General features: G+C 39.0%; 5 protein-coding genes and 2 pseudogenes. 3 read left to right on the forward strand and 4 right to left on the reverse strand.

Annotation, left to right across the window (positions count from 1 at the left end; genetic code table 11):
• Positions 1-5 precede the first annotated feature (5 nt).
• The 4 genes and pseudogenes from C3007_RS01380 to C3007_RS01395 all read right to left on the reverse strand — a co-directional run bounded on the left by C3007_RS01380 (position 6) and on the right by C3007_RS01395 (position 10569).
• Entirely contained in the window at positions 6-356 is a 351-nt protein-coding gene (locus tag C3007_RS01380) for a hypothetical protein (RefSeq protein WP_103852731.1), read from the reverse strand.
• On the reverse strand, positions 353-7078 hold the full coding sequence (locus tag C3007_RS01385; protein ID WP_115261345.1) for a hemagglutinin repeat-containing protein: 6726 nt from the start codon (positions 7076-7078) through the stop codon (positions 353-355). Before C3007_RS01385 ends, C3007_RS01380 begins: the two co-directional genes overlap by 4 nt.
• Positions 7079-7512: 434 nt before the next feature.
• A pseudogene (locus C3007_RS01390) lies at positions 7513-8808 on the reverse strand (two-partner secretion domain-containing protein); the annotation flags it as partial.
• Positions 8809-8841: 33 nt separating this feature from the next.
• Positions 8842-10569, reverse strand: coding sequence for a ShlB/FhaC/HecB family hemolysin secretion/activation protein (locus C3007_RS01395; RefSeq protein ID WP_243397643.1), 1728 nt, complete (start codon positions 10567-10569; stop codon positions 8842-8844).
• 161 nt (positions 10570-10730) lie between these two features.
• On the opposite strand from C3007_RS01395, the pseudogene C3007_RS11860 reads away from it, so the two are divergent.
• The 3 genes and pseudogenes from C3007_RS11860 to ispE all read left to right on the forward strand — a co-directional run.
• Positions 10731-11982: pseudogene (locus tag C3007_RS11860) on the forward strand (TraI domain-containing protein); the annotation flags it as partial.
• A 763-nt stretch (positions 11983-12745) separates the two neighbouring features.
• The gene (gene lolB, locus C3007_RS01410; RefSeq protein ID WP_103852734.1) at positions 12746-13375 is read left to right on the forward strand and encodes a lipoprotein insertase outer membrane protein LolB; all 630 of its coding nucleotides are present in this window, start codon (positions 12746-12748) and stop codon (positions 13373-13375) included.
• Positions 13375-14268, forward strand: a complete 894-nt coding sequence (gene ispE, locus C3007_RS01415) for a 4-(cytidine 5'-diphospho)-2-C-methyl-D-erythritol kinase (RefSeq protein ID WP_103852735.1) — start codon at positions 13375-13377, stop codon at positions 14266-14268. Before lolB ends, ispE begins: the two co-directional genes overlap by 1 nt.
• The last annotated feature ends 34 nt before the right edge of the window (positions 14269-14302 follow it).

The raw sequence follows: 14302 nt of genomic DNA on the forward strand, positions 1-14302 counted from the left end.
TTTTATTAATTTCTATATTTATTCCATTGCTTGCAGGTATTGTCAAATCTATAACAGTATTTATAACTAGCATTAAACCGAAATCCTTTTTGATACAAACAAGCTCCATCAATATCATTAGCTTTAACCTGATCTTCAGGACTAACTGGTATCTCCAACTCTCCTACAACTTTTGTTTCAAATGGTAATAATGATTGAGAATAACACTCTCTAACTATATCTTTAGTAGGTGGCGTATTGTTCTCTTTATGGACCCATATATCTTCATCCCAAAATGAAGAATACGGTGGATACCAAATCCATAAGCAACCAGTTACACAGCAGGCTAAATATAAAACGGAAAAAATTTTTATCATCTGTTTTCTCCAACAACATTGAACTCTCTTATTCCATCTTTATGTGTTTTATTCAAAATATCTAGAGTATTTTGCCATTTCTTAAGAGATTCTTTATTATTTTTATCATAAACAAACTTTAAATTATTAATGTTCTGATTAGCTTCAGAATGCGCTTCTAAAATGGATGTCTTTGCTCTATTCGGTGTTGCATTAGGATTATTCCCAATCATTCCTAATCCTAAATTTCTTAAAATTGGTATTCCCTCATATACAACGTCTCTCTCAACACCAAGATATTGTGTTTTGACACCCTTAAATAACTCTCTTGATTGTTTATCTACTTCACTTGATGGATATGAACCACCTAAATGTAAATATTCCACATCAGTATGCTCATATTTTTGACCAAGATGCGCTGACCAATTCAGCATATTTTTATTACCAGACACACCTAAACTATGCGCTACATTTTCAAATGTATATGTTTTTGCTCCTTGAGATTTTGCGTAAGCATTATATTCATCTAATTTTTTCGCAATCTGAGCATGATCTCGTGTCGCATTCGAAGCACCAAAGAGAGAAGGCATATTTGCCCAAGCTCTAAATCGTTCAAAGCCAGTAAATAAAACTTCATTCAAAACTCCCGCACTTCCTCTATTCAGAATCAATGCGGTATCCTTAATTGAAGGTAAGTCTTTGTCATACAAAATGGCACTTGAAACTTTTTCTTCTCTACTCAAATTCAACATACCTGCTGTTGCAACTTTACTTAATAATTTTGCTTGTTCTTCTGTCAATAATTCGTCGCTATAAATAAGTTTTTTAAGTGCTTGGGAATTATCTTTATCGAAATCTAAACAAGAAATATGATTACACTCAGGTGTGTTAGGTTGAATTGAAAAGAGAGAGTCTTCATTTTTCTCCATTTTGTAATGAATTTCATCACCTTGATTATTAACATTATTGACAAATTCCGTTGCAGTATTTAAATCACGCTCTAAATCTGAACGGATAGTTTCAACATCGGCTTTTTCAACACCTTGATGAAGATTAATTTTAGAAAGTCCTTGTAAACTTTCCTCAACTGTTTTTCTGCTTATCTTTTGTTGAGCTTCGTGATCACGAATAGTGATATTGGCGGTGTTGATTGAACTGGTGGTTATACCGCTTTCACTGCCTTTATCTTTTACTTGACCTAACAATGCGGTTGTAATGCCTTTTGTTATTCCCCAGTTCCCTTGACTGCCAATACCTGCAATACCATCATATTCTACTTTCGCAGAACCATCTTGAGCGTTTTGACCAATTTGTCGAAGTTTCATTCCTCCTACTTCTTTAGGAGCATCTCCTCCACTCACTGTTACACCACCACTTAAGCCAAATCCACTTGCTGAATAATTGCTATGGTTTTGAATATCTGCATAGGTTAGCGTTCCAGTTTCAAAACGGTTCTTGCCAAGTTCTTCCGCTTGTACGGTAGAGGTAATTAAGCCACCTTTTAAATCCGTATGCTTCCGCACATTGACTTGATAGCCTTCATCGCCTGCAAATAAACCTGATTGCTCTTGCACGCTGGCATAATCGGCGTTCATTTTTGATTGGTTGAAACTCGCTGAGCCTGAGAAGCCGTAACCAACGGTTACTTGACCGCTCACATTCATTTGTTTGCCTTTATAGGTCATGGTATCTTGCAGGCTTTCAATGTTAAGGTTTTCCGCATCAACCGTAATGCCTTTTCCTCGCACTTGAGCGCCACGAAGGGTAGTATTCCCACCGCTTTGAATGACCGTTTGACTATTTTTATCGCCAATATGGCTCGTTCTCCACGTTGTTTCATCCCCATTACCATAGCCTTTGCCGTAGTTGCCGCCTGCGGTAATCCCAAAAGCAAAACCATCAGAGCCATAACTCACTGCCACACCCGCATTAAACCCACTAGATTTATTTTTGCTGCGTTCTTGGTGGGTTTGTTTGACAGCCAGTAAATTGATTTCATCATCCGCTTGTAAGATTGTGCCTTGTTTGCCTGAGACATCAGAGCCTACAATGTTAATATCTGACGCCTTGCCTGCCCCTGTAGCGGTAATGATTACTTTTCCTCCTGCGTTAATTGCACTGTTTGTGGCAGTGTTGCCTTGAGTATCGGTGGTTTGCACATTTTTTTGTTCGCCATAAGTAATAGACACACTGGCATTCATCGCTCCTTGAGCTAGATTACCATTCGCCATTTGGCTTAAGGTTTCACTGGCTTTCATTAAACCCTCACCTGCTCGATATGCACCCCACGCAGTGTTCGCTGCTGCCATTGCATTAACACGGCTATGTTTGCTTTCGCCCATTTGTTTAGCTTGTTCCGCTACAGCGAGAGCATTTTGTACCGCTTGAACTACAGGGATATTTACCGCAATGGTGAAACCTTTTTGTTCCATGGTGTGTTTGTAATGGGTTTCATATTTATCGTCTACCGCAAGCACATCGACTTTTTTCGACCCTATATTCACATTGCCATCCACAGAAGAAACTGTGCTTGCTCGTTGTTGATAATGCTCTTGGGCGAGTAGAGTAGTATCTCCTTTTAGGCTGCCCACTTGGCTGCCTGTGGCATAATATTTCGTTTGGTCATTTTCGGTAGTGTCTTTTTTGCTGCCGATGGTAAAGCCAAATCCGCCTGAACCCATTAAGCCTGATTTGGTGGCTTTCTCAAAATCTTGTTCGAAAACACGATTTTCCGCTTCTTGAATCGCTATTGTTTTCGCACTGGCATTGAGTTGATTTTCTGCCACCACATCTGAACCTTGAATGGTGAGATTACCTTGCTGAGTTTGCAAGATAACATTTTTGCCATCAATGCTTGAGCCTTCTGCTAAATCATAACGGTGTTCGTGTTTGGTGATATGAGTCGTGGATTGGAGGAAGCCACTATGTTTCACTTTAGCAGCGGAAGACAGCTGTTCCTTGCTACGTCCTTCTTCAATACGGATATCACCTTGGGAAAGTAAGCGAATATCGCCCTGTTCGCTATGCATTTCACCTTGACGAACCACCGTGCCTTGTTCACTCGCAAGAGTGATATTGCCTTTTCCATTTAATTGGGAGCCAACTTCTTGGTGTTGTTGCAAACGGTAGTAATTATCCGCATCACCATTGTAATACGTCTTGTTATGGGTATTGACCGTACCAACATCAATCTGTTTGGCTTGAACAAGCATGTCACCGGTACTATTGAGTTGAGCTCCTTTAATCACCACATCTTGCGGACTGTAAATGGTTAATTTACCCTTTTCATCATTCACATTAATTATAGCGACTTGGTCAATATTGGTATGAGCAAATTCATTCCCATTCGAGTCAATATTGGCACTGTGACTCGTTGTGCTGGCAATTTCTACCCCCTCTTTGCCGACCAATGTGGCGGAATTGAGCGCTTCAATTTTACCACCAAGATTGACCAATTTTTGTTTTGCAAATAAATTGACGGAACTGCCTAAAATTAGTCCTTCATTATTCATATAATTAGAGGAAAGTGCGGTGAGATTTCTGCCAGCAATTGTCCCCGTGTTGGTGAGTTTTCCATTAATTTTCCCCACAATCTCTCTCGCCGAAATTAAAGCCCCTTGTGAACTCACATCAAGGTTACGGGACACAAGGTAAACTTGTGGGGTGAGAACAGTCAGTTTCTTGCCACTTGGTAGCGCGATTTCCTTATTAACAAACCATACCATATCCGCAGTCAACTCTGACATTTGTTCTGCCGTTAATCCCACTCCAGGGATAAGATTAAATTTTTTCGCATAATGAATTCCAGAATCCATCAAGGCCTTATATTGCTCATAATCGGTTTGGTAATTATCTACAAAACGGCGACCAGTAAGCTGATTAATTTGTTCGTTGATCAAACGTTGCTCATAAAATCCATCACCAAGGCGTTTGTGGGCGAAGTTGTGATCGGAACGTAAGGCATTAAACATATAATCCGAACTAAGCCATTTTTGTTTATTTATAAAATGAGGATCCGTTTCAACTAAATAGCCATTTGGTGCATCAGGATTAATTTGATACAAGCTTGCTTGTGGAAGTTTTATTTCCGCAAGGTGTGTTTTGACAATAGGTATTGCCGCTTCACCGAATTTTTCAGGATATTTAGCTGGTACTTGCCCAGATATAACGGTATTTTGTGCGGTTGTTGCGACATTCTTTAATGTGATAACCGCATTTGTTAATAGTGGGCTAATGTTCGTTTTCGTACCATCAATAGGCAAACCTATATTATTGGTTACTTTATTAAAAGAGAAATGGATCGTTGGGTGATTATCATTAAAATCACCCTTACCATCACCATAAACTGCCCAGCGTTTTTTCCCTTTCCAGCCATATTTGTGTAGATGTTTAGCAAAGCTATCCCAACGCCCTTTATCATTAACGTTAATCGTTCCTTTAATATCAATGTTTTTAAGTACTATTCCATCATCTGAATGTAAATCATTATTCTGAGGATTATGAGCAAAGATGCTATCACCTAATAATAATCGGCTTCCGACAGATAAGGTTGAAGCATTATTTTCAAGATCATTACCTGATAAATGAAGCTTACCACCAATCAAAATTTTAGCAGGATCTCGGTCTTCTATAATTGTCGTAATGGTGTGCCGATTATAATTCCAATGCATCCATCCATTAGCTCCAATGGTTGTACCATCATTCAGCCTTAAATAAGAATTTCTATCGCTCCGACTATTATTTCTTAAATCGAATCGCCCATGGCTGCCATCTTTATCTATTAGTACATAGCGTCTAGACGCATTTTTCGGTGCATATTCAACTCGCCGTTCATCCGTGTGATTTTCGCCTAATGTTAAATGTAAATCATGGTTAAATAATCTTTCAGTACGAATATCCCCATCACCCAATGCTTCAATGGTTGCACTGCCATTGTCGATCAAGGCAGCATTGCCTACTGCTTGATTGTTTTCATCAAGTTTTCCTCCAATAGATAAATTTCCAAGGCTTAAGATAAGACTATGATCTTTATTGACTAAAGTATGGATACCGAGATCGAGCATTTCTCGAGCGGCTATCGTTGCTGATTTTTCCCCCTCATTTAAATTATTTAATTGTTCAGCTTGAATAGCAAGGTGATTGCCATAAATCTTACCTGTGCCAAGGTTATTCAGTAGCCCGGTTTTGATAATATTTTCAGTGCCGTCAATGAGTCCGTAGTTGGTTAATGTCTCGCTATTAATCAATGTTCGTTTTGATGAAATTTCAGCATCTTTGTTGTTCCGAAGATTTTTGGCTGTAAACCTTGCCTGATTGCCGACAACTAAAGGGGAATTATTGACAAAATTACCCTCGGTGCTAAAGGTGAGATTATTCCCAATTTGGAATGCGTGATTTAAGGTAAAATCATCTGTTAATTGGATAACTGCATTCCCTTGCGTTTTTAATGCTCCTTCATCAAGTAACGTTTTAGCCGTGATATTAAGCTGTGTTCCTGCTTCAATTAATCCATTTTGATTATTAATCACCAATTGATGTTGTGGGGATAAAATCGAAACTGTGTTCCCACCCAAAATCTCACCGCGTTGATTATTGAGTATTTGTTCAACCTGTGCAGAAAGATTTTCAGTGGCATAAATCCCCCCATTCTGATTATTTAATTGGGAAATATTGAGTTGAAGCTGTTTTCCTTGCAACCCTTGTGTCGGCGTTGTCTGTGTTGATTTTGTTTGTTGATTATGGAGTTGTTGAGCATTCACTGTTAATTGATTATCCGCACCAATCAAGGAGCCTTGAGCAGATAAGGTTTGATTATCTATTTCTGTCGCTGTGACATTGACATCATTCCCCCAGATTATCCCCTCTCTATTATCAACTTGTGTTGCTTGGATAACGGTATTTTGTTGCCCATTAATATTCCCTTTGGTATTGAGAAGTGATTGAGCATTGACCGTTAAATTTTGCCCTGTTGCGATACGCCCCTGAATATTATTTAATTGAGAGACTTGATTTAGTGACACTTCTCCTAATCCAATAATGCCTTGATTAGCTTGCTGAGTAAAACGGTTATCTAATTGTGAAGAATGGGTATTCAAGGTAAGTGCTTCATCACCGCGTAATAAACCTTGTTGATTATTTATTTCACCTGTCTTTAACACCGCTCGCTTAGCAAAAATTTGTCCTTGCTGGTTGTTGAGAGAAGCCTGCTGAGTATCAAGCGATAATGTACCTTGGCTACCTAATACGCCCAAAACATTGTTGACCGTGTTTGAAACAACCATTAGCGTTTTATTCGCCAAAATTGTGCCATTCTCATTATTAAGATTGCCCGTATTGAAGTTCGCTTCTGACCCGATTATTGTTCCTTTAGCATTATTTAGCGGATTTGTGTTTACGTTCAGTCTTTTATTCGTACCAATAAAGCCATTAGTATTATCAATTTGATCGCTATTAATGGATAACTCACCTAACGCAATAATTCCTTTGCTATTATCATCGGTAAGGGTATTTTTATTGGAGATTTCGCCATTTTTTGTATTGATAGCGGCATTACCAATGCTTTGAATTAAGCCATTATCATTGATTAAGTTTCCGCTTTCTATGCTCAAATTGTCGCCAGAAAAAACTAAGCCTTGTGTAGAATTAAATTGATTTTTAACGCGAAGTGTAAATTGGTTGCTCGAAATAAAACGTCCAGCCGTATTATCCACATTATTTGCATCAATGTTTAAATTTCCTCCCACACTTAAGGTGCCACCTTGATGGGAAATAGTATTAGCATTTAAGCGAAAATCTTCCGAGCCAAGCTGCTGCCATTGTGCATATTTAAATCTTTTTGCGTTGTTTGAATACGCTGTGCGGTCAGCTGACTATGCAGAGTGGAAAGGGTTTTCGGGGTAAAAATTTTTAAATTTTCCACCGCACTTAACTGACTATGGTTTGCAGTAACATCGCCATTATTTGCGTGGAGAGAAATTCCATAAGCATTATTTTTGCTGTGATCTAAATTAATTGCTTGAGCCGATACATTAAGTTTACCTGAGGCAACCTGTTGCCCTGCCAGTTGAGCGATATTTTCCGATTGAATATCAATGCTTGCGCCTTGTGCCGATTTTGGAGCTAATTGGTGGGTTTCCTTATTCTCTTCATTTATGGTTATCACGCCGGCAGCAATAAGTGACTCGGGCGTTGCATTAATGTTAGCGGCTTGGTAATGAATATCTCCTCGTGCTAAGGTTACACCTGTTTGACTTAAGGCATTTTTTGCTTCGGCATTGATATTGCCTTGGCGAGCAACAAGCTGCCCATCTTGTTTGATATGTGCATTTGAGCGTAATTCAATATTTTTGTTTCTTGTTTCAATACGCCCCGTATTTTCAATGCCAAGTTGACTTTTCGCCTTGACTTGCTCTGTCGCACTGAGTATGCCCTGATTGACGATTTTTCCTTGGGAATCAATCACTAAATTATCCGCACTTGCCCCAATATGCCCTGCATTACGCACGCCCAATCCTTGCTCAGTGCCAACAAGATGAATTTTCCCTGCATACATACCGCCAAGCTCACTTACATCTAAGGCAAAATCTGGTGTGTTTTCATTGAGTTTTTTGCTGTCAATACGGGTAATCTGTAATTCACTATCCGCATGGACAGGCTCCGCTTGTTTGATGGTGTTTTTTCCTGTTACCACGTTGAGCTTTTTGCCTGCCCAAATGCCCGCATTGATTTCAGCTTCGCGCGCGAGAATATCGGTATAATCGACACGACTATTATCGAGCCCTTTGCCACTCACCGTTATTTTGCCTTTTTCAACCTGAAAGCCTGCTACACGTCCGTCTTCAATCAGCGGTTTGCCCGTAGTCATTGTGGAGCGGGTTGCATTAATCGTGCCACACCCATCACAATGAAGTCCATTTGGATTGGCGATGATGACCTCGGCTTTTTTGCCTGCCACTTCTAGATAGCCTTTAAGTTGGCTTGAGCGAGAGGAAGTTACCTCGTTGAGAATCACTTTGGCTTCGCCACGTGCAAGATAAGGATTGCCTTGTACCCAACCTGCTTGTTGTGTTTGTGTGGCTTTATGGCTGTTATTAAGAATCGCCCCTTTGCTATCGACATTAAAATCTTGATATTTATTATGAGAAAGCCCTTTATTATTTGGGGTTTGAATATTGACTTGTGGCAATCCATTAGCAGTTTGCAACACAATGGGTTGCTGATTTTTAGGCGCATTAGGATCGGCTTTGATAATTAAAGTTTCTGCAAACGCCGAAGGGGAAAAGACAAACCCCAAAGCACAGAATAAACGAAAGGTGAGCGATTTTAAGGTGGCAAAAATAGGTAAAAAACCGATCGCACTTTGTTTTTGAGGCATATCGTATTTTGCTTTACCTTCAGTTTTTGCGAGTTCAGACACCACGATAAGGCGTTGTAGCGTTTTGCTAAAAATAACACGAAAGTAATGTTTATTCATAAGAAAATCCTCATTTAAGCCTAGTGCAAGGGGTTAAAAATTGAAACCAAGATTAAAGCCTGTGATGGTATTCGCGGTTTTAAAACCAGTTGGTTTATGTAGTGGTCGGCCAATAAAGACATCATAATAAAAATGTGTCCAACCACCGCGCAGGCCGAGTGCCGCGCCCATCAAGTGATGACCAAGACGCATTTCTTCATCACGCCCCATCACGCGGCCTCCATCAAGTGCGAGATAAATCCAATGCCCTTTATTGGCAATATTCCAACTGAGCTCATTACGCCATAACCAACCGCGTTCCCCTGATAAGGTGAGCTCACCATCAAACCCGCGTACGGTATAGCGACCACCAATACTAAATCTATCTTGCTGAATGAGTGGTGTTTTATTCCATTGTGCAGACCAATTTGTATTAAATGTAAGGGGCTGATTACCTATGTAAAAAGGATAATTGAGTTCCACGGAAGCAGTGATAACTTTAGGGCGAGATGTGCCTTCTCCCCAATATTCCTCAGGCGCAACCATTGAACGACGGACGCCCGTTCCCCATTTAAATCCTGTAGAAAGCTTCAGCGTTGCTGCCTTAATATATTCAATATGGCTAAGATTGACTTGCCAACCTGCCATTCGTCGGCGTTGCACATCAATTTCAGCGTCATCAATGTAGTTTTGTGAATGGCGAGACCAAAATCCCCCTGAGAGGGTGGTTTTACGTACCGCATCTCGATAAAGCAAATAGGAGAGAGTCAAATTGGTTGTTTCACTTCGCCCTGAATAGAGATAGTTATTATTGAACGCAGCGAAAACTTCTTGATGATAAGTCGTTTTATACAGTGAAGCAGAGAGCGTCCAATAACCAAAGGGAAGAGAGTAATAAAAGCCATAGTTACGGCTTGCTCGACGACCAGGGTCATCGCTGTGACGTTTTAGGCTATGTGTAAAGGTAGTATAAAATAAATCATTAGCTGAAAAAAGATTATCCCACGAAAGGGTTGTAGAGCCTTGCCATTTTCCCGTGGACTTTGAGCCAGAATCATCTAAATTGAGGCTCAATCGGAGTGGGAAACGCTGTTGATAGGTAATTTTAATGTCACTTTCACCGAGTTCTGCACTGTTATTGGCAGGGAGAATTTCAATGTTGGCATCAGCCGTTGGCACACGTTTGAGATTTTCCAATGATTGTTCAATATCTCGCACATTGAGTAAATCCCCTTGTTTAAAAGTCATTGCTGTTTTCGCGGTGAGTTTACTAAACCAAGGGATACGGCTTGCATCGGCAATGATGGTATGACGAATTTGCCCAGGGATAACCGTTAAAGAAAATACACCTTGCGTTAAATCTTGCTCACTCGCCACGACTCTTGTTGTAATATAGCCTCGCTCAATCATATTATTTTGTACCTGTTTCATCAAAATGCCTAATCCTTGAGCTCCGAAACAATGTGGTAATGTGAGGTTTAATTGGCTCACTGCTTGATTCAGCGCCCATTGAAATTGGCTAGGTTTAATTGTGTTATCAGCAGCGTAATCAAGGAGAGAAAGATGATGAATGTTATAACAAGGGGATTCATTAAGAGGGAGTGCAGTGGTTTTTTCAGAAGAAATCTCCATTCTCACATCTGCATCAGAACGAAGCTGTTCCTTTTGCTGTTGGATTTGTTCCGCTTGGCGTTGTTGTTGGATTGCATCAATACGATTTAATTCCGGAGAAACTTGCTCTACCGCAGATAATAATGATGAAAAACTGCAAAGCCAAATCAATAACGCTATTTTTTCATATATAGCCCTACAAAAAATGAAGAAACCGTAAAAGTCAAGGATAAATTATATTTTAATTTTAAATAGTTTATTCGAAAGTGAATAAAAAGTGAAGTGAGTTGATAAAATCAGAAACTATATAGTTAGTTTATTCAAGAATGCCTAATCCGGTATTAGGGGGATTTATCGCGAATCAACTGATTTCCAAAGAAGCCTTTGATTGGCTAGCAAACTATCCCGACGTATTTTCTGCATTAATGTATGCTATGGCAGGACATTATGATAAAGCGAGTGTATTAGCTGAAATTGTGCAAAAAGCAGATCAAAACAGTGTTGCTCTCGCTCTTGGCGATGATATTACTAAACTTGTCCAAAACCAGTAATTTCTTTTGCAAAACAACTTGTTTTAGCCTTACGTTATTTAGTTTCACAAAAATTTAAAATCAGCGCTAAAGGTCCAGGAGATGGCTGGCTTACTGAAGAAGGGTTATGGCTAATGAGTAAAACTGCTGCAGATCAGATTCGAGCTTATTTGATAGAGCAAGGAATTAGTGCGCCGAATGATAATCGTAAACTGTTTGATGAAATGCAAGCTCATCAAGTTATTGAAAGTACGTCAAGGAGTTCGGCGATTTGGTATTGTCAGTTAAATGCAGATGCAGGTTGGAAACCAAAAGATAAGTTTAGCTTGTTACGTATTAAACCTGAGGTAATTTGGGATAACATTAATGATCGCCCAGAATTATTTGCTGGGACAATTTCTGTTGTAGAAAAAGAAAATGAGTCAGAGGAAAAAATATCAAATACAGTAAAGGAAGTACAGGATACTGCGCCAATAAATAAAAAAGAAAACAGAGAACTTACTTCAAATTTACAAGAGGAAAATACCGCACTTCAGTCGCTGAATCCATCTCAAAATCCTGAGGTAGTTGTAGAAAATCATGATAATAACAGTGTTGATTTTTACTAAATATGTTCTGAACAACAAGTGGTGAATATCTCCTCTGCTGAAGCTGGAACAACAACGATATAAAAATCTGAGCCAGAGAATCTGAATACGCACATCGACATTGAAGCAAATTCTATTCCAGAGCCTCCAATATCTCCAACAAACAACGACTCGAATTTCAAATCCGAAGGGCAGAAATTTGTGGGATGGATAAAAAAATAAACTGTTAAATAATAAACTCACCTTTAATGATCGCACGGCAAAAGTTCATATTGTTAATGATTGTTTATTTATTGTTAGCCCAAGTTCCTTTGAGCTCTACTTACAAGAAAAGGGGGAGTATTTTTATGAAGAAAGTATAAATAATTTACAAATATGAATTTCAAGCGCTCGGCTTGCATAGAAAGCGAGTCATCAAAGATGATACCGTAAACTTTTGGCGTTGTGATGTGATTTACCCAAATGAAATCACGCGTACTCATTTACTTAATTGGCGTAATGCCTTTGTAGGGGAAGGGATTAAACCAATCACTTGGAATAGTTATTTACGGCATTTAAAATGTCTTTATAAATTTGGGATTGAACAAAAATTATTGGATTATAAAGAAAATCCATGTAATAAATTATTTTTATGGGCAGGTAAAGCAAAAAGAAAAACGCTTACGGACTACCAATTACAAAAATTAGAACTTTTTTCTTAGTAGTGAAGAAAGTTTGCTAGAGGTATTGATTTATATCAGAAAGTTATTCATATTTCTCCAGAGATCAATAAAAACCATGAATATTATTGTATTCCTATTTCTGAAAGATTATTACCCGATATTGAAAGATTAATTATTGAGTTGAGGAAATATAGCCAGACTTCTCATTCTCAGTTATTTAATATTAATATATTTTGTAAAACTCGATATAAAGGACAAGTTACAACAGAGTATCAAATTAGCCATCTCTTTCGAGTGATTTCAAGTAAACTGGGAGTTCAATTTTCCCCTCATCATTTATTGATAAGAAACCTTGTCCTTTATTATGAAAAGAATGTGAATTTCACTTTAGAGAGCCAAAAGAACAGCTAAAAACACTGCAACTTTAGTGTAAAATGTAAGACTAAGCTAATACTATCCCCAAAATTTTTCCACCGCACTTATTTTTATGCTTTATCCTTAAACTGCTTTCCTTTACTAATCCCTCCTAACCCCTTACAATGCTTCAAAATTTTCTCGGTATAACGCAATGAAATTCTTAAAAACCCTTTTTATTCCTTTATTTATCAGCTTGTTATTAGCAGGCTGTGCCCTTGATATTGATGATAACCGTCCTGCCAATGTGCAATATATTGAAAAAAACGACCGCACTTGGCAGCAACATTTACAACAAATTCAACAAATTAGCGCTTATCACGCAGAAGGACAAATTGGCTATATCAGCGCCAAACAGCGTTTTTCTACCGCCTTTGATTGGCAATATCAAAACCCGAAAGACTATACACTGGTGCTTTCTTCAGCCTTAAGTAGTTCCAAACTCACCTTTAAAATGCACGCGCAAGGTTTAACCATTTCAGATGAAAAAGGACGCCAGCGCTCCGCTAAAGATGCCCAAGCGTTATTGCGCGAAATTATCGGAATGGATATTCCGCTCACCCAGCTGGCCACTTGGTTGAAAGGTGAACCAAACAATCAACAGGATTACAATGTGGGTGAGAACCATTTGCTCGCCAACTTTACTTATACCGTCAATGATGAGCAATGGACGGTGGATTATTTGAATTATCATCAAGACCGCTCGCCTGCGCTACCACGGGATATTTTGCTAAAAAATGACGCGCAAACCCTGAAAATTCGTGTTAATCATTGGAAATACTAATGAAAAATTATCATTTTTCCACCGCTCTTTTTATTCCAGCGAGAAATGGGCGCTACCGTTTTCCTAGCCCAGCAAAATTAAATTTGTTTCTTTATATTAATGGACGCTTGGAAAATGGTTACCACGAATTGCAGACCTTATTCCAATTTTTGGATTTTGGCGATTGGCTGGAAATTGACGTGCGGGGCGATTCACAAATCATTCTTTCCCCACAAATTCCCCATTTAAAACAAGAAGATAATCTAATTTATCGCGCAGCGCGTTTACTCCAACAGCACACGGGCTGCCAGCTTGGGGCGAATATTCATTTAGATAAAATCTTGCCTATGGGCGGAGGCGTTGGTGGTGGCTCATCAAATGCGGCTACCACACTTGTTGCCCTTAATACTTTGTGGAAAACGCAATGCTCCCTTGAAGAGTTGGCTCAGTTAGGGTTACAGCTGGGCGCTGATGTGCCTATTTTCGTTCACGGCAAAGCGGCCTTTGCAGAAGGTGTGGGGGAAAAAATTCACTATTGTAATCCTACTGAAAAATGGTATGTAGTGCTAAAACCTGAAGTTTCCATTTCAACAGGCGTCATTTTTCAAGATCCCAATTTGCCGCGCAATACCCCGAAAAAACCTCTTTCACAACTTTTAGCTGAAAATTATACAAACGATTGCGAAAAAATTGTGCGAGATCATTATCCAGAGGTTGAAGAACTGCTGGGCTGGTTGTTACAATATGCACCCGCAAGATTAACGGGAACAGGGGCTTGTGTTTTCGCAGAATTTGACGATGTTCAATCTGCTCAAGCGGTATTTCTAAATAAGCCAAAAGACTGTTTTGGTTTTGTTGCAAAGGGGCTAAATGTTTCGCCATTACATCAAATGATGGAGCATTTATTTCAATGAGATCAATATTTTACACATTCTTCCATCTAAAATT

It is taken from the genome of Avibacterium gallinarum, from assembly GCF_002921135.1.
Taxonomy (GTDB): Bacteria; Pseudomonadota; Gammaproteobacteria; order Enterobacterales; family Pasteurellaceae; genus Avibacterium; species Avibacterium gallinarum.

What these genes read in the sequence shown, in the direction of transcription:
- lolB (WP_103852734.1), top strand. Translation starts at nt 12,746, where the DNA reads ATGAAATTCTTAAAAACCCTTTTTATTCCTTTATTTATCAGCTTGTTA.
- C3007_RS01380 (WP_103852731.1), bottom strand. Translation starts at nt 356, where the DNA reads ATGATAAAAATTTTTTCCGTTTTATATTTAGCCTGCTGTGTAACTGGT.
- ispE (WP_103852735.1), top strand. Translation starts at nt 13,375, where the DNA reads ATGAAAAATTATCATTTTTCCACCGCTCTTTTTATTCCAGCGAGAAAT.